Annotated in this window: 17 protein-coding genes and 1 pseudogene; 9 read left to right on the forward strand and 9 right to left on the reverse strand. The window is 69.0% G+C overall.

Annotated elements, in window-relative coordinates:
* The first annotated feature begins 1 nt into the window (after position 1).
* The gene (locus BLW81_RS26220; protein WP_083409729.1) at positions 2 to 523 is read left to right on the forward strand and encodes a YbaK/EbsC family protein; all 522 of its coding nucleotides are present in this window, start codon (positions 2 to 4) and stop codon (positions 521 to 523) included.
* On the opposite strand, the gene BLW81_RS26225 is transcribed toward BLW81_RS26220, so the two are convergent.
* Together BLW81_RS26225 and BLW81_RS26230 are read right to left on the reverse strand one after the other, a co-directional pair.
* The gene (locus tag BLW81_RS26225) at positions 507 to 1,046 is read right to left on the reverse strand and encodes a TetR/AcrR family transcriptional regulator (RefSeq protein ID WP_083410833.1); all 540 of its coding nucleotides are present in this window, start codon (positions 1,044 to 1,046) and stop codon (positions 507 to 509) included. The genes BLW81_RS26220 and BLW81_RS26225 overlap by 17 nt on opposite strands.
* Positions 1,030 to 1,476, reverse strand: coding sequence for an SRPBCC family protein (locus tag BLW81_RS26230; protein ID WP_083409730.1), 447 nt, complete (start codon positions 1,474 to 1,476; stop codon positions 1,030 to 1,032). The genes BLW81_RS26225 and BLW81_RS26230 overlap by 17 nt, the downstream gene beginning before the upstream one ends.
* A gap of 110 nt (positions 1,477 to 1,586) precedes the next feature.
* On the opposite strand from BLW81_RS26230, the gene BLW81_RS26235 reads away from it, so the two are divergent.
* Together BLW81_RS26235 and BLW81_RS26240 are read left to right on the forward strand one after the other, a co-directional pair.
* Positions 1,587 to 3,650, forward strand: a complete 2,064-nt coding sequence (locus tag BLW81_RS26235) for a DUF1214 domain-containing protein (RefSeq protein ID WP_083409731.1) — start codon at positions 1,587 to 1,589, stop codon at positions 3,648 to 3,650.
* Positions 3,651 to 3,697: 47 nt separating this feature from the next.
* A complete protein-coding gene (locus tag BLW81_RS26240; RefSeq protein ID WP_083410834.1) occupies positions 3,698 to 4,390 on the forward strand; it encodes a TVP38/TMEM64 family protein in 693 nt (230 codons plus the stop codon).
* On the opposite strand, the gene BLW81_RS26245 is transcribed toward BLW81_RS26240, so the two are convergent.
* The 5 genes and pseudogenes from BLW81_RS26245 to BLW81_RS26265 all read right to left on the reverse strand — a co-directional run bounded on the left by BLW81_RS26245 (position 4,387) and on the right by BLW81_RS26265 (position 8,275).
* A complete protein-coding gene (locus BLW81_RS26245; RefSeq protein WP_083409732.1) occupies positions 4,387 to 4,986 on the reverse strand; it encodes a carboxymuconolactone decarboxylase family protein in 600 nt (199 codons plus the stop codon). The two genes, BLW81_RS26240 and BLW81_RS26245, sit on opposite strands and share 4 nt — an antisense overlap.
* Positions 4,987 to 4,988: 2 nt before the next feature.
* Positions 4,989 to 5,847, reverse strand: a pseudogene (locus BLW81_RS26250) (LLM class F420-dependent oxidoreductase).
* Positions 5,844 to 6,671, reverse strand: coding sequence for a TauD/TfdA dioxygenase family protein (locus BLW81_RS26255; protein ID WP_083409733.1), 828 nt, complete (start codon positions 6,669 to 6,671; stop codon positions 5,844 to 5,846). Before BLW81_RS26255 ends, BLW81_RS26250 begins: the two are co-directional and overlap by 4 nt.
* A gap of 6 nt (positions 6,672 to 6,677) precedes the next feature.
* A complete protein-coding gene (locus BLW81_RS26260) occupies positions 6,678 to 7,001 on the reverse strand; it encodes a hypothetical protein (RefSeq protein WP_083409734.1) in 324 nt (107 codons plus the stop codon).
* Entirely contained in the window at positions 6,998 to 8,275 is a 1,278-nt protein-coding gene (locus tag BLW81_RS26265) for an aromatic ring-hydroxylating oxygenase subunit alpha (protein WP_083409735.1), read from the reverse strand. The genes BLW81_RS26260 and BLW81_RS26265 overlap by 4 nt, the downstream gene beginning before the upstream one ends.
* A gap of 127 nt (positions 8,276 to 8,402) precedes the next feature.
* On the opposite strand from BLW81_RS26265, the gene BLW81_RS26270 reads away from it, so the two are divergent.
* The 5 genes from BLW81_RS26270 to BLW81_RS26285 all read left to right on the forward strand — a co-directional run bounded on the left by BLW81_RS26270 (position 8,403) and on the right by BLW81_RS26285 (position 13,567).
* On the forward strand, positions 8,403 to 9,320 hold the full coding sequence (locus tag BLW81_RS26270) for a LysR family transcriptional regulator (protein WP_083409736.1): 918 nt from the start codon (positions 8,403 to 8,405) through the stop codon (positions 9,318 to 9,320).
* A 97-nt stretch (positions 9,321 to 9,417) separates the two neighbouring features.
* Positions 9,418 to 11,616 (forward strand): MMPL family transporter, encoded by a 2,199-nt coding sequence (locus BLW81_RS26275; protein WP_083409737.1) that lies wholly within the window; start codon positions 9,418 to 9,420, stop codon positions 11,614 to 11,616.
* A gap of 60 nt (positions 11,617 to 11,676) precedes the next feature.
* Positions 11,677 to 12,396, forward strand: a complete 720-nt coding sequence (locus BLW81_RS26280; RefSeq protein ID WP_083409738.1) for a Crp/Fnr family transcriptional regulator — start codon at positions 11,677 to 11,679, stop codon at positions 12,394 to 12,396.
* A 78-nt stretch (positions 12,397 to 12,474) separates the two neighbouring features.
* Complete coding sequence (locus BLW81_RS29545; protein ID WP_162277387.1) at positions 12,475 to 12,624, forward strand: hypothetical protein; 150 nt, start codon at positions 12,475 to 12,477, stop codon at positions 12,622 to 12,624.
* 115 nt (positions 12,625 to 12,739) lie between these two features.
* Positions 12,740 to 13,567: a SigB/SigF/SigG family RNA polymerase sigma factor gene (locus BLW81_RS26285; protein WP_083410835.1), complete on the forward strand. Its 828-nt coding sequence runs from the start codon at positions 12,740 to 12,742 to the stop codon at positions 13,565 to 13,567.
* Here BLW81_RS26285 and BLW81_RS26290 read toward each other — a convergent pair.
* The gene (locus tag BLW81_RS26290; protein WP_173839752.1) at positions 13,548 to 13,940 is read right to left on the reverse strand and encodes a Zn-ribbon domain-containing OB-fold protein; all 393 of its coding nucleotides are present in this window, start codon (positions 13,938 to 13,940) and stop codon (positions 13,548 to 13,550) included. The two genes, BLW81_RS26285 and BLW81_RS26290, sit on opposite strands and share 20 nt — an antisense overlap.
* 94 nt (positions 13,941 to 14,034) lie before the next feature.
* Between BLW81_RS26290 and BLW81_RS26295 the strand changes: the two genes are divergently transcribed.
* On the forward strand, positions 14,035 to 15,234 hold the full coding sequence (locus BLW81_RS26295) for a thiolase family protein (protein ID WP_083409740.1): 1,200 nt from the start codon (positions 14,035 to 14,037) through the stop codon (positions 15,232 to 15,234).
* On the opposite strand, the gene BLW81_RS26300 is transcribed toward BLW81_RS26295, so the two are convergent.
* Positions 15,217 to 15,609, reverse strand: coding sequence for a DUF4267 domain-containing protein (locus tag BLW81_RS26300; protein ID WP_083409741.1), 393 nt, complete (start codon positions 15,607 to 15,609; stop codon positions 15,217 to 15,219). The two genes, BLW81_RS26295 and BLW81_RS26300, sit on opposite strands and share 18 nt — an antisense overlap.
* Positions 15,610 to 15,627: the final 18 nt, after the last annotated feature.

Consider the following 15,627-nt stretch of genomic DNA (forward strand, 5'->3'; position numbering starts at 1 on the left):
CATGCAGGTCGGCAAGCTGGCCTTCGTTCCCGCGACGACGGCGCCGGACCTGGTGGCCGAACCGGTGCGGCGGCGGCTGACCGAGGGGTTGTGGGTCGCCGAGATCGACCCGACGCTCGCGGATACGGCCGCGTTCTGCGAGCACTACGACGTCGCGCTCGAGGTGTCGGCCAACTGCGTGGTCGTCGAGGCCAGACGCGCCGAACGAGTCTGGTACGCCGCCTGTCTGGTGCTCGCGACCACCCGGGCCGACGTCAACGGCGTGGTGCGCAAACACCTTGGCGCACGGAAGATCTCGTTCGCCGCAATGGACACCGCGGTGTCGCTGACCGGGATGGAGTACGGCGGGATCACGCCGGTCGGACTGCCCGACGACTGGCCGATCCTCATCGACGAGGGTGTGCTCGCCCAGGAGCACGTGATCATCGGCGGCGGCGTGCGCGGCTCGAAGCTGCTGGCCGTCCCCGCGGTGCTGGCCCAGCTGCCGAACGCCGAGGTGCTCGCGATCACGAAGGCGGATTGACCGCGCCGCGAACGAGTTCGGTGAACGCGGCCGCCGCGGCGTCGACGCCGGCGAGGTCGTCGGTCGCGACGAGGTCGAGCAGCAGCCCGCGCGCCACCGCCAGCCCGAGCCGCACCATCGCCGGTTCCGCCCCGGCTTCGGCGAGCCAGTCGTCGACGGCGCCGGGCAGCATCCGCGCGAACGGTTGCTCGCCCTGTACGCCGCGCGCGTAGCACTCGAAGAACAGCCGCTCGAACGCCCGCAGTTCCGGCCGCCGTAGGTTCGCCCACATCGCGGCGATCGCCTCGGCCGGATCCTCGGATAGTTCACGCAGCAGTGCCATCTGCCGTTGCTCGACCGCACCGACGATTGCCAGCATCAACTCGTCGCGCGATCCGAAGTGGTGCAGCAGCATGCGGTGGCTGGTGCCGACGGCGGCGGCCAGAGCACGCAGCGACCGGTCGCCGATGCCCGCGGCCGCGACCTCGGCCACGAGCGCGTCCAGCAGGTCCTGGCGACGGCGGAGGTCAGGGGGCCGAGCCATCGGCATGGTGCAGTTGTTCGCAGCGCGCCTTGAGTCCAGCGGCCTCGAGGTCGAGGTAGCGCCGGGTCATCGACCGCACGAGCGCCCCCACCAGCGCGCCGACCGGACCCCGTTGTTCGAGGCGCTGATCGATCCGCGTGGCGGTCGCTGAGGCCGCGGCGACGTCGTGCCGGGCGATGGTCAGCCCGCCCGGCGAGCGTTGCTCCCAGGTCCACGACGCACCGGGGACCATTTCGGTGACCGCCCACACCAGCCGTGGCATCCGCGGCTGCTTGATCGCGAAACGGCGGCCGACTTCGAGCCCTGGTCCATCGAGGGCGACGAGCCGCGTGACCGAGGCTGTCCACTCCGGCCACCGCTCGACGTCGCTGAAGACCGTCCAGACGAGGTCGGCGGGAGCGTCGATGTCGATGCCGCACGCGGTGATCATGTACCAAACGGTACAACAATTGCGCGGCCGTTGTTGCGAACCGCGTAGATCGGGCACGCCGGTCGGTTACCGTACGGCCAACGGAGTTTGCTCGCGGAAGGATTCCGGCAGTGGCAACGACGCCCACGACATATGCCCGGTTCGTCGGCAGAATCGGCGCGCTGGCGGTCGCGCTCGGGGTGGGCGCGGCGGTCGCGACCACGCCGGGCTTCGCGCTCGCCGACGACGGCGGACCGGACACGGCGGACACATCCGGCCCATCGGATCCGGGGCCGGACGCCTCCCCCGCGACGGGCGCGAAGGACACCGACGAAGCCGAGGACAAGGACGTCGAGGATGAGGTCACCGAGGACGACGACGTCGACGACGAGGACGTCGAAGTCGATGACGACGATCCCGCTCCGAAGGACCGCGACAACGACTCGGACACACCGGAACCGCCCCGCCACAAGGCGTTTCGTACGGTAACCACCGAGGAGCCGGAGCCGGTCAGCGTTCCCGACGAGATCGACGCGACCCCCGCGGAACCGGCGCCGGAACCCGAACCCGAACCGACCGTCACCGCGGAGCCGCCGACCCCGGAGCCGCCGACCGAGACGGTGGACGAGACAGTCCTGCCCGCGACGGCGACCGCAACCGTGACGGAAGCGCCCACCCTGGTCACCTCGGTGCTCTCGGCGCTGGGGTTCGGCCCGCTGGCGAGCACCGCACCGGCCGCCCCGCCGTCGCCGCCGCTGCTGTGGACCATGCTGGGCTTCGCGCGCCGCGAGGTCGGCCACACCGCCGAGACCGCCGCGACCACCGAGACGACGGTCAGCCCGTTGGCCACCGCCGAACAACTCGCCGCCGAGCGCGTTGCCGCACGCACCGTCCAGACGTTGCCGGTCATCTTGATGAAAATGGTTCTGCGCCAACAGTTCCTGGCGGCTGCGCAGCGGCTGTACCCGGACGGGATCGACGCCGAGAACATGGCCGCGCTGAACCGCGCCGTCGACGAGTACGCGATGGGCGCGGCGTTCCAGCAGCAGTTGCTCGACTCGATGAACCCGAAGGTCGTCGCGCAGGTGGCCCCGCCGCACGTCTGGTTCGACGAGGCGGTCCCGGGGTCGCGGATCCTCTACGACAACCCCGACACCGTCTACCGCTTCATGGGGGTCAACGGCGCCTCGGAGTACGTCATCACCGGGCGCTTCCACGACCTGACCGCCGACGGCCGACCCTCCGACGTCACCTTCAGCGTGCTCGAGGGCCTCGCCGGTACCACCTCCGCGATCCTGACCGCCGACCATCTCGACGTCAACGAGGACGGCACCTTCACCATCACCGTGAGCCGCGAACCGGCCAACGGGCGCAGGAACCACCTCCAGCTCACCTCGGGATCGACCATCATCGCCGCGCGAGACACGTTGGGCGACTGGAACTCCGAGGTGCCGATGAGCCTGTCCATCGAGCGGGTGGGCGGCCCACCGAACAGCCTGTTCGCCCAGATCGGCGGGTTCGCGTTCCTCGGCCAGTTCGTCAGCGGGAACCCGCTGCTGACCACACTGGTGTCGCTGGTGCCCCCGCTGCCGCACATGCCGCCGCTGCTGCGCGGCGCGTTCACGGCGGTGATCCTGGTGGTGCGCGGCGCCGCCGAGCAGGCCAAGTACATGGCGCTGGCCACCACCGACCCCGACACCGGAGAACCGCGGCCGGTCAACGAGATCAGCCAGCCCGCGAGCAACGCCGAGTTCCTCGCCAACCAGCTGCAGAGCAACGGCCACTTCCAACTCGCCGACGACGAGGTGCTCGTGCTCACCATCGACCCGGGCGACGCGGGCTACTTCATCGTCCCGACCTACAACATCTGGACGATCACCGACGACTACTGGAGCGAACCCGGCAGCCTGAACAACGAGCAGGCCGTCCGCAACGCCGACGGCACCTACACCGTCGTCATCTCCCCCACCGACCCCGGCGCGGCCAACTGGGTCTCCACCAGCGGCCTCAACCAGGGCACCGTCGCGATCAGGTTCCAGGACCTCGGGCTCGTCGACCCGCGCATCGTCGACCAGCAGGTGATGTCGCACGAAGCGTTGCGTGACCACCTGCCGGCTTCCGCGTTCGTCACACCCGAAGAGCGCGCCGCCCAACTCGCGCTGCGGCAAGCCGGGTTCGACAGCCGCTGGTCGTGAGCCCCGCCGCTGTGCGGCAAGATGGCCCGGACATGACCACCGGCGACATGACCACCAGCGGCGAACCCGTCTCCCGCCGACGGCACATCCTGCGGCTCGCCGTGTTCGTCGCCTTCCTGGGCGTGATGTTCTATCTGACCGCGGTCGCCGACGTGATCGATGTCGACCAGGTCCGCCGGGCGGTGGCCTCCGCCGGCCCGGTCGCGCCGCTGGTGTACGTCGTGGTGTCCGGTCTGCTCGGCGCGGTGTTCGTCCCCGGCCCGCTGCTGGCCGCCGCCAGCGGGGTGCTGTTCGGACCGCTGATGGGCACCTTCGCCACCCTCGGCGCCACGGTGACGACCGCCGTCGTCACCAGCCTGGTGGGCAGGCGGGCCGGCCGCGACAGCGCTCGTGCGCTGCTCGGCGAGGAGCGGGCCACCCGGCTCGACGGGTTGATCGCGCGCGGCGGGTTGTGGGCGGTGGTCGGACAGCGGTTCGTGCCGGGTATCTCCGACGCGCTGGCTTCCTATGCGTTCGGCGCGTTCGGAGTTCCGCTGTGGCAGATGGCTGTCGGCGCGTTCATCGGTTCGGTCCCGCGGGCGTTCGTGTACACCGCGTTGGGCGCGTCGATCTCGGATCTGAACTCGCCGTTGACCTACGTGGCGATCGCGGTGTGGTGTGTCACCGCGGTGGTCGGGGCATTCGCCGCGCACCGGGGCCTGCGCAGCTGGCGGCGTAGCCCCGACGAGCCCGGCGCCTAGTCCGGCAGCTGCGCGCTGCCCGCCGGCGGGGCCAGCTGCCAGGTGTCGCAGGCCATCGCGAGCATGCCGTAGGTGCCGACGACGAAGATCAGCTCCATCGCCTGATGCGTGCCGAGTTCGTCGACGAGTCGCCGCCACTGCGCGGGCGTCGCCCGGCCCCGCGCCAGCAACTCGTCGGTGGTCTCGAGCACCAGCCGGTCGACGCCGTCGAACTCGGCGTTGCCGCGCGCTAACCGGTCGATGTCCTCGTCGGACAGCCCGCCGGCCTTCGCGATCCTCATGTGCTCACCCCAGAAGAACGCCGAGCGCCGGGCGTGCGCGAGCCGCAGCACCGCCAGCTCGCGCAGCCGCAGCGGCAGTTCGCCCTGCTGCAACAGGAACGCGTTGAAGCCGAGGAATTTTCGCGCCATCTTCGGATGGCGGGCCAGGACGCCGAGGATGTCGAAATTCGCCGGGTCCCTGGCCTCGCCCGAGCCGGCGCGCGGGACGTCGGCGCCGGGTATGCCCATCAACGCGCCGACCGCGGCGTACTCGTCGTCACCCCATTCGGCGGCGGTCAGCGGCGCCAGCAGTGGAGATCCGTCCTCGTCGGTCATGCTCACCTTTCGTCGTCGCGGTGCAATTCGGCCAGCGCGTGGATCTGTTCGAGGTAGTGCTCGACCGAGCGGTGGATGAACCGCGGACACCACGGTCGTGCCCGCCGCGGCCATCGCCCGCAGCGTGTCCCTGGTCGCGTCCGGGTTGTCGATCGGGTCCAGTGGCCGGTCGGCGGGCAGCACGACCTCGAAGCCGGGCGGTATCTCGCGGGCGCGCAACCATTCTGCGGCGGTCTGCAGCGGGATCCCGAACGGGCACCAGCCGTCGGCGAGCGTGAGCGCACGCCGCAGCGACCGCTGGGTCCGCCCGCCGACCCAGATCGGCATGTGCGCCTGCAGCGCGCACGGGTCCACGGTGAGGCCGCCGAACGAGTAGTACTCGCCGTCGTAGGCCGGCTCGTTGCTCGTCAGCGCCGCGCGCAGCGCCCGCAGCGCGTCGTCGGCGCGGGGTCCGCGGTCCTCGAACGGCGCCCCGAGCAGATCGAACTCCTCCTTGAGCGACCCGACGCCGACGCCGAGGATCACCCGGCCACCGCTGACGTGATCCAGTGTGCCGTAACGCTTCACGATCGCCAGCGGGTGGTGATAGCCCAGCACCAGCGTCATCGTGGCCAGCCGGATGTGGCGGGTCTTGGCGGCAACGTAGCCCAGTGTCGCGAGCGGGTCCCAGTAGCGGGCACCGCGCCGGCCCGCTTCGGAGGCGGGGATGCCGATGTGCTCACTGCAGGTCAGATGGTGGTAGCCCAACCGGTCGGCGGCCTCGGCGACGCGGCCGATGTCGTCGACCGTTGCGTCGCGCTCCCAGGTCAGTTTCGTGCCCGCGACGTTGGTGACGACGGGCGTCGCGATTCCGAGTTTCAATGCAGCGGCTCTTCGCCCGCCAGGATCGTGCGGTGCATCAGCCTGCCGCTGTCGGCGGCGTACGGCAGCGCCCGGTGCATCGTGCCGGTGTTGTCCCAGATGAGCAGGTCACCAACCTGCCAGCGGTGCCGGTAGACGTACTGCGGCTGCGTCGCCCAATCCCGTAGGCGCGCAAGCAGTGCGCGGCTTTGTTCGACGGGCATCCCGACGACGTAGTCGGCCGTCGCGCCCAGCAGCAGCGACTTGCGCCCGGACCGGTGGGTCCACACGATCGGGCACGCCTTGGTCGCCGACTTCTGCCAGAACGCGATCTCGTCGTAGCTCATCTCCGGGGTCACGTAGTACTGCGACCGCTCGGCGCTGTGCACGACGCGCAGATCGGCGATCAGGTCCTTGTCGGACTGCGGCAGATCGTCGTAGGCCGCGTAGGTGTTGCAGAACTCGGTGTCACCGCCCGTGTCGGACAGCCGCACCGCCCGCAGCAGCGTCGCCAGGTTCGGATACGGCTGAAGCGAACCGTCGAAATGCCAGAACAGCGAGCCCTTCAGGTATTTCGCACGCTGATTGACGGTCTCGTCGAGCGAGATCTTGTAGATCCCGTCCTCGCCCTCGTTGGCCACCACCGTGCCGAGTGTCCTGGCGATCGCGACCTGCTGCTCGTCACTGATCTGCAGGCCGCGGAAGAACACCACACCGCGTTGTTCCAGTGTGGCGCGGATCGTTTGGGCTGCCCGCCCGCACACCAGCGTGTCCAGGTCGGTGCGGATCTCGCTGCCGATACGGGGTGTCAGGTCGACGACGTCGAGTGCGGAAGTCAGGCTCACGGCGGCTCAGCTCACTCTCGTCAGGATCGTCTCGGCCGAATGTTTGACGCGCGGTTGGCCCCACAACTCCACCGCGAGCGAGACGGTGATCAGCGAGTACAGCAGGTTGCGCAGATTCGCGACGTCGTCGGGCAGCGGTTCGCCGTACTCGAACTTGTCGACGTAGGCCAGCGCCTCCTCGGCGAAGGGGAAGATCTCGTCGTAGAAGGCGCGGATCTGCTCCATCGAGCTGTTGACCCGCTTGACGTAGCGGTCGTGCCCGTCCTCGATGGCCCATTCGGGCACCAGGTGTTCGAGGTGTGAGAATCCCGGCGGCAGAACGGCGCTCATCGGCCTGCCGTTTCGCCGGCGCTGACGTAATCGCCGACGACCTTGTGGAAGTGGCGCAGCAGGATCTCCTCGTCGTTCATCGTGAAGTGGGTCAGCGCACCGCTGTTCAGCATCGCCTGCAGGCCCTCCGACGGGCTGGCGTCCTCGAGGATGATGTCGTTGAGGAAGGTGACCGTCAGCTCCTGGCCCAGCCGCTCTTTGTGTGTTGTCGGCGGCTGGTAATACGCCTCGGTCTCGAAGATGTGCGAGTGCGGTCCGGTGGGCCAGTGCGTGTGGACGGTGAAACCCGACGCCCCGAAGATCAGCGCGAAGTTCGGGAAGAACTGGAACGAGTCGAATCCGTACTTCTCCGAGCGCGTCGGGTTGATGCCCGGCGGCATCGGCCCGCGGTCGGGCTTCTTGTTCCACGGCCCGGCGGCGCTGGCCTCGAACACGCACTCGATCGGCTTGGAGTACGGCGTCTTTCGGGACGGTTCGCCGGAGAACGAGAACATCCGGTGTGGGCCCTTGAGCCGGTAGGCCAGCGCGTCGGTGAACGGATTCGGTTGGTCGAAGGCGTCTCTGGCCTCGGCGGTGAGCGCGCCGAACGACGACGCGTGGAGGTACGGCCCGTGATAGCTCTCCGCGAAACCGTCGAGGAAGATCTTCCAGTTGCACTGCAGTTCGGCCTTGAACTTGTACACCTGGTGCGGGCCGGCGAACGGGTACCCCTCGATCTCGTGCGCCAGCTCGCCCAGGAAGTCGCGCAGCGGTTCGGTGTTGTGCGGGTTGAGGTTGATGAAGATGAAGCCCTCCCACACCTCGCACTGGATCGCGGGTACCCGGCAGCTGTCGGCATCGAAGTCCAGCAGCAGATCCTTGCGGGTGGCCGAGTGCAACGAGCCGTCGAGCTTGTAGCGCCACCCGTGGAAGCGGCAGTACAGCAGCGGCGCGCGGCCCTCGACTTCCTGGAACGGATCGTCCTCCCACAGCATCTTGTTGCCGCGGTGCGGGCAGATGTTGTGGAACGCCCGGACCACGTCATCCTTGCCGCGCACGATGATCACCGACGTGTTGAGGAAGCGCAGCTCGCGGGTGAAGTAGCTGCCCGACTTGGACACTCGTTCGACGCGGCCCATGTACAGCCAGGTCTTCTTGAAGACGTGTTCGCGTTCCTTGTCGTAGAACTCCGGTGAGACGCAGTCCTCGAGCGAGACCGGCCCGCGGCCGAGTTCCGGGTAGGCGTCGGTCCAGTGTCCGCTCGCGGGTTTGGTCACCAGGCTGTCGTGACTCAACGGTCCTCCTCCGTCGGGCTGGAGACGGTAGGCCGAAGGTACCGCCGGAGAATCCGCCGAAATAGACCCATTCGCGCAACACCGTGTTGCATATTTGGAACGACGACGGGCGCGCGGGAGGTGGAGTGTGGAGCAGAACCTGCCCTTCGACCTCGACGCCCTGCTGATCTTCGGCAAGGTCGTGGAGAACCGCAGCTTGTCGCGGGCGGCGACCCTGCTCGGCATGCCGAAGTCGACCGTCAGCCGCAAGCTCACCAAGCTCGAATCCGACCTCGGCATCAAGCTGCTGCGCAAAAACACCCGCCAGCTGACGGTCACCGACGTCGGCGAGAAGGTGTACCGCCACGCCGTCAACATCCTCACCGAGGCCAACGGCGTGCGCGCGCTGGTGGAGAGCAGCCGCCAGGAACCCCGCGGTGAACTGCGGGTGGCGATCCCGGTCTTCGTCGGCATCGACTACGCGTCGCGGGTCGGCGCGGCGTTCCTGCGGCACTATCCCAACCCGCGGCTCGACATCCGCCTCGTCGACAACATGGTCGACCCGATCCGCGACGGATTCGACGTGGTGTTCGGCACCGGGCCGCTGCAGGATTCCACGCTGATCGCCCGCAAGGTGTTCAGCCTCGAGTTGTTTCTCTGCGCCGCACCGCATTTCGTCGACCAGCTGCCGCAACCGCTCACCGAGCCCGGGCAGCTCGACTCCGTGCCGTTCATCGACTTCGGGTTCGGTGGGCCGCGCCGGCTCGCCGTCACCCGACGGTCGCGCCGGCTGGAAGTGACGCCGCCGGTGCGCGCCCGCGCCAACAACTTTCAGGTGTGCAAGCAGTACATCCTCGAAGGGCTGGGCGTCGGCGCGATGCCGACCCAGATCATCTGCACCGCCGAACTACGTGCGGGCACGATCGTGCCCGTGCTGCCCGACTGGCGCCTCGACCCCCTCGACGTCCACATGATCTACCCGTTCGAGCTGTCGTTCTCCACCCTGATCAGCGCGTTCTACGAAACCGCGCGCGAGATCATCGTCGAGAACATCGCGCGCGCCTGAGCGCGACGTAGCGCACACTTCGGCGCTGGCGTGCATAACCGGGATGTCATTGGGAATACCTGCCGCGATTCTGCCCGGGACACGCCATGGAGACCTGATGTCGAAGTACCTGTACGCGATCGGCGCCTTCAGCTTCCGACGGCGCTGGTGGGTGCTCGGCGTGTGGCTGGCCGTGCTGATCGGCGTCGCCGCGGCCGCGGTCGGTCTGCGCGGCGAGCCCAGCGACAACTTCAGCATCCCCGGCACCGAATCGCAGCGCGCCGTCGAGCAACTGCAGCAGAAGCTGCCCGCGTTCAGCGGTGCGCAGACCCAGATCACCTTCGCCACCCCCGGCGATCCCCGACTGACCGACCCGGCGGTGGTCGACGCGATCAACCGCTCGCTGGACACCGTGCGGTCCATCCCCGAGGTGGCCGTCGCCGCTGGGCCCGCCGAGACCCGGCTGATGTCGGCCGACGCCAACGTCGGGCTGGGTCAGGTGCAATGGAAGGCCCAGCCGGGCGAGGTCGACGACGCGACGCTGACGGCCCTGGAGTCGGCGATGGCGCCCGCGCAGCAGGCCGGAGTGCAGGTCGAGTACTCCGGCAGCGTCTACCCCGGCTACCGGGTCAAGGTCTCGGAACTGCCCGAGATCATCGGAATCGTCGCCGCGTTCCTGATCCTGCTGGTCACCTTCGGCGCGGTGGTCGCGGCCGGGCTGCCGATCATCACCGCCTGCATCGGCGTCGGGATCGGCGCGGCCGGAATCTTCGCGGTCGCCGCCCTTGTCGAGATGCCCACCGCGGCGCTGTCACTGGCGCTGATGCTGGGCCTGTCGTGCGGCATCGACTACGCGCTGTTCATCCTCAACCGCTACCGCAACAACCTGCTGCTGCTCAAACCCGAGCAGGAGGCGGTCGCGCTGGCCGTGGGCACCGCAGGCGGCGCCGTGGTGTTCGCCGGGCTCACCGTGATCATCGCCCTGTGCGGCCTGTCGATCGTCGGCATTCCGTTCCTGACCTACATGGGGCTGGCCGCCGCGGTGTCGGTGCTGATCGCCCTGCTGATCGCGGTCACGCTGCTGCCCGCCCTGCTCGGGTTCGCCGGCAAGCGGGTGGCCAAGTTCATCAAGACCCCGCTGCAGCCGGGACGCGCCAAGGAGGTCGCGCAGGTCGCGGCCTACACCCCGCACCGCACGCTGGGCGCGCAGTGGGGCCGGTTCGTCGTCGCGTTCCGCAAGCCGCTGCTCGTCGCGGGGACCGCGGCGCTCATCGTGATCGGGCTGCCGGCGTTCGGGATGCATCTCGGATTGCCCAGCGGCTCTTCGCAACCCGAGTCGAACACGTCGCGCAAGGCCTACGACCTGACCGCGCAGAATCTCGGCCCCGGATTCACCGGCCCGCTTCTGGTGGTCGCCGACCTGACCGAGGCGCGTGACCCGAACGCCGCGGCCACCATCGCCGGCAACCTGCAGCGTGAGCAGGGCGTGGTGACGGCGGCCCCCGGTATCAGCCAGAACGGCACCGCGATCATCCAGGTCATCCCGGAGACGGGTCCGAACGACACCGCCACCGCCGACCTCGTCAAGCGCATCCGCGCCGACCGCGCCGCCATCGAAGGCGACACCGGCGCCACCATCCTCGTGGGCGGCAACACCGCGTCCAACATCGACACCTCCGAGAAGCTGGCGGCCGCGCTGCCGGTCTTCCTGCTGGTCGTCATCGGGTTGGCGTTCATCTTGCTGACGGTCGCGTTCCGCGCCGCGCTGGTGCCGATCACCTCGATCATCGGGTTCCTGCTGTCGGTGTTCGCCGCGCTCGGAGTGCAGGTCGCTGTGTTCCAATGGGGCTGGGGCGCAGACCTTCTCGGGATCACCCCCGGAGAGACCATCAGCTTCCTGCCGATCATCGTGCTGGCCATCATCTTCGGGCTGTCCAGCGACTACCAGGTGTTTGTCGTGTCGCGGATGAAAGAGGAATTGGCGCGCACCGACGACGCGCTGGAGGCGGTGCGCACCGGCGTGGGGTTGTCCGCGCGCGTGGTCACCGCTGCGGCGCTGATCATGTTCGGGGTGTTCATCGCGTTCCTCGCCGGTGGTGACCCGATCATCAAGTCCGTGGGCCTCACGCTCGCCGTCGGCGTGTTCCTCGACGCGTTCGTCGTCCGCCTCACGCTGATCCCGGCGATCATGGGCATCCTCGGGCGCAAGGTGTGGGCACACTCGCGGTGGTTCGAGAAGTACGTACCCGACGTCGACATCGAGGGCACCGCGCTGGAGCGCGCCGACCGCCGCGAAATGGCCTCCACCGGGACGTAGCGCGTTTAGCCGGCCTCTGGCCGGGTAGTTCCGCGGCGACACCGGCCGTTGGAGGGGACCATGCTCGAAGCAGCAGCCGTGACGAAGGGCCGGTTGGACCGCCGCAGCGAGGCCGTGCTGGCGCAGGCGCCGATCCTGCGGGGCCTGTCCCCCGACGACCGTGCCGAACGGATCGGTTGTTTCGATGCGGTCCGGTTCCGGGCCGGCGACTGCATCTACCGCCAGGGCGAGCGTGACACCCGGCTCTACGTAGTACTGGCCGGCAAGGTCAAGATCGGCTGGAGCTCAGCCGACAACCCCGCGAAGCTGCTGGCGGTCATCGGGCCGCCGGACATCTTCGGCGCGGAGTCGATGTTCGACCCCGGACCACACGCCGATTCGGCGACGGCGCTGACGAACGTCTGCGCGGCGGTGATCGACCGCGAGAAGTTGCAGGCGTGCATCGCCGGGAGCCCGCACGTCACCGAGCGGTTGATGCGGGTGCTGGCGCGCGGCCTGCAGCGCACCGAAGACCTCATCACAGATCTGAACTTCACCGATGTGCCCGGCAGGATAGCCAAGCAACTGCTGTCGCTGTCGCAGCGGTTCGGCGTCCGCCGGGACAACCAACTGCACCTCGACCACGACCTCACCCAGGCCGAGATCGCCCAATTGGTCTGCGCGTCAAGGGAATCGGTCAACAAGACGCTCTCCGAGTTCGCCCAGCGCGGCTGGATCACGGTCAGCGGTAAACGCATCGTCATCCACCAGACCGAGCCGCTGGCCCGCCGGGCGCGCTGAGCCCGGCACATTTGATGGGGTTGCCAACCGGCACGCGGGGGTACCTGTTAGGTCATGGACGCTGACACACTCATCGCGATGGCAGGGCTGACGGCGCTGGCCGCGGCCGCGCTGACCGGAGCGGTCTGGGACAGCGCGTTGGTGAGCAGCCCCGTGCGGGTGCGGCCACGTTCGCGCGGCAGGCACGCGCTCGACGCACCGACACGGGCACGCGAACTCGCCGGCTGACCACCCCGCGGCGATGTTTCGACATGCCGCGCCAGGGGGTAAACCCCAGCAGCCACAGGTTCAGACCCGAGCCGTGCGAGCGATACGGCAGGGTCGAGAGTGAGGAGCCTGTGTGGTGTCAGAGACGACTTCCGAATACGCAGACGTGACGGACATGTTCCGTCAACTCAAGACGCTCGACGCCGGGTCCGTCGCGTATCGGCGCCAGCGGGAGGCGATCGTGGCCCGCACACTGCCGCTGGCCGATCACATCGCCCGCCGCTACCGCAACCGCGGCGAACCGATCGAGGACCTGATCCAGGCCGCCCGCGTCGGACTGGTCAACGCGGTCAATCGTTTCGACCCCGACAACGGCGCCAATTTCCTGTCGTTCGCCGTGCCCACGATGATGGGCGAGGTGCGCAGGCACTTCCGCGACTACGGATGGGCCGTCAAGGTGCCGCGCCGGCTCAAGGACCTACAGGGCCAGTTGGTCAAGGCGCGCGCGGAATTGTCCCAGCAGATCGGGCGGGCGCCGACCGCCTCCGAGGTCGCCGCCCACCTCGGCATCGACCGCGAGTCGGTGATGGAGGCGACGATCGCGAGCAGCAACTACTCCACGCTGTCCACCGACGTGCAGACCTCCTCCGACCACGAGCACCGCTCGGTTGGCGACACCTTCGGCGACGTCGACCCCAACATCGACAAGGTCGTCGACCTCGAAACCGTGCGGCCGCTGATCGCCGCCTTGCCCGAACGCGAGCAGACCGTGCTCACACTGCGGTTCTTCGAGAGCATGACCCAGACGCAGATCGCCGAACGAATGGGCTACTCGCAGATGCACGTCTCGCGCCTGCTCGCCCAGGCGTTGCGACGGCTCCGCGAGCAGGTGGCCGAACCGCCGGCCGATGAACCGCCGCGCGGCAGGCGCCGCCCGCCGCCGGTCAGGCGCGGCGCGGCATGAACACCGGCACGAACGCGTCCTGACCCTGGCGTTCGAAGCGCACCTGCACCGGCAGCCCGATGTGGACCGAATCCGGTTCGCAGTCCACGATATTGGCCGCCAACCGCAGCCCGACCTGTTCTTCGAGCTCGACGATCGCCACCACGTACGGCACCGGCACGGCCGGATTGAACGGCTGATGGTTGACGGTGTAGGTGAACACGGTGCCGCGCCCGGACACCGCGCGCGGGGCCAGTTCCCCGCCGCAGTCCGGGCAGTCGGCGGCCGGCGGTGACACCCACCGCTCGCAGCTCACACACCGGCTGATCAGCAGCCTGCCGTCGCCGCCGCCCGTCCAGAACGGCCGGTTGTGCTCATCGAGAGGCGGCAGCATCCTCGCTGCGGGTGCGACGTCATCGGACACACCAGGCAAAGTACAGTCGACCGCACTGTCTTCACAAAAACGCGCGAACGGGAGCAGGACACCGATGGGCACGAGCACCTTCGAGAAGGACGCGATCATCAGTGGCCTCGGCATTTCGCGCATCGGACGGCGCACCGGCATCCCCGGCATGGAACTGACCATGGAAGCGGTGCACGCCGCGGTTGCCGATGCCGGGCTGCGCGCCGAGGACATCGACGGCGTCGTCACATTCGGCGACGTCCCATCGACCGAAGTGATTGCCGCACTGGGCAATCACGCCACCGACCAGGGCTTCGGCTATCCCACCGGCGGCATCCTCACCCCGGTCATGTCCGCGATGGTGGCGGTGTCGGAGCGTCGCGCGCGACACGTGCTGGTCTACCGGACCGTGCAGATGCTCGGCGGCACGATGAACCAGGCCCCCAGCGGCGCCGACGACAACCCGCTGGCCAATCCGCCCGTCGAACCGCGTACCCCGGGCACGCCGCGCAAGTTGCGGCCGTTCGAGGACGTCGGCGAACTACTGGCCGCGCACGCCTACTCGGCGGCCAACTGGCTCGCGATGCACTGCCGTCGGCACATGGAGTTGTACGGCACGACGAAGGAACAGCTGGGCTGGCTGGCGATCAACAGCAGACGCAATGCCGCGCTCAATCCGCTTGCCGCATACCGTGATCCGATGAGCATGGCCGACTATCTGGCGGCTCGGCCGGTGTCCACGCCGTTCGGGCTGTTCGACTGCGACGTCCCGATCGACGGGTCGATCGCGCTCGTCGTCTCCCACGCCGACCACGCCGCCGACTGCCCGCAGCCCGCAATCCGGGTGGAAGCCGCCGGCGGATCGTATGGTTCGGGCGGATGGTTCCACCGCGACGACTTCCCGAAGATGGCCTCCACCGACGCCGCGGCGCAGATGTGGTCACGCACCGACCTGCGTCCGTCCGATGTCGACGTGGCCGAACTCTACGACGGTTTCACCTTTCTGACGTTCGCCTGGCTCGAGGCGCTCGGGTTCTGCGCCGACGGCGAGGCGGGCCCGTTCGTCGAGGGAGCGACGCGGATCGCCCTCGACGGTGAGCTGCCGCTGAACACCTACGGCGGGCAGTTGTCGGCAGGCCGGATGCACGGATACTGGCTGCTGCACGAGGCCTGCGCGCAGCTGCGCGGGCAGGCCGGTGACCGCCAGCTGGCGCGGCAGCCCGAGGTCGCGGTGGCCGCGGCCGGCGGCGGCCCGATCGCGGGCTGCCTACTGCTGACGCGCTGACTGCGGGTTCGGTCTGCGCAGCGCGCCCCACGCGCCCACGCCGATCCCGATGACCGCGCCGCCGAGACCGATGACGCGCTGCGAGCGCTTCATCTCGTGGTGCACGCCGATCCCGCCCAGCAGGTCGGCGGCGTCGGCGCCGCCGGAAGCCAGGAACCATCCGCGGGTGTCGCGGCCGCGCAGCGCCGCCGACAGCAGCAGCCCGCCGATCAGCGCATCGCGATACCCCATGGACCGCAGCAGCAATCGCGTTGTCGCAGCGGGCTCGTCGGGGTCACCCCAGAGCCGGTTGGCGCGCAGCGGGTCGATCAGGAACGAGACGCCCGAGGCGAAGCGGATACTGCCCGCGACGAGCGCGGCGCGGTCGAGTGCCATGGCCGCAGCCTAAGCGAT

Origin of the sequence: Mycolicibacterium rutilum, from assembly GCF_900108565.1 — a bacterium.
GTDB classification, from domain to species: domain Bacteria; phylum Actinomycetota; class Actinomycetes; order Mycobacteriales; family Mycobacteriaceae; genus Mycobacterium; species Mycobacterium rutilum.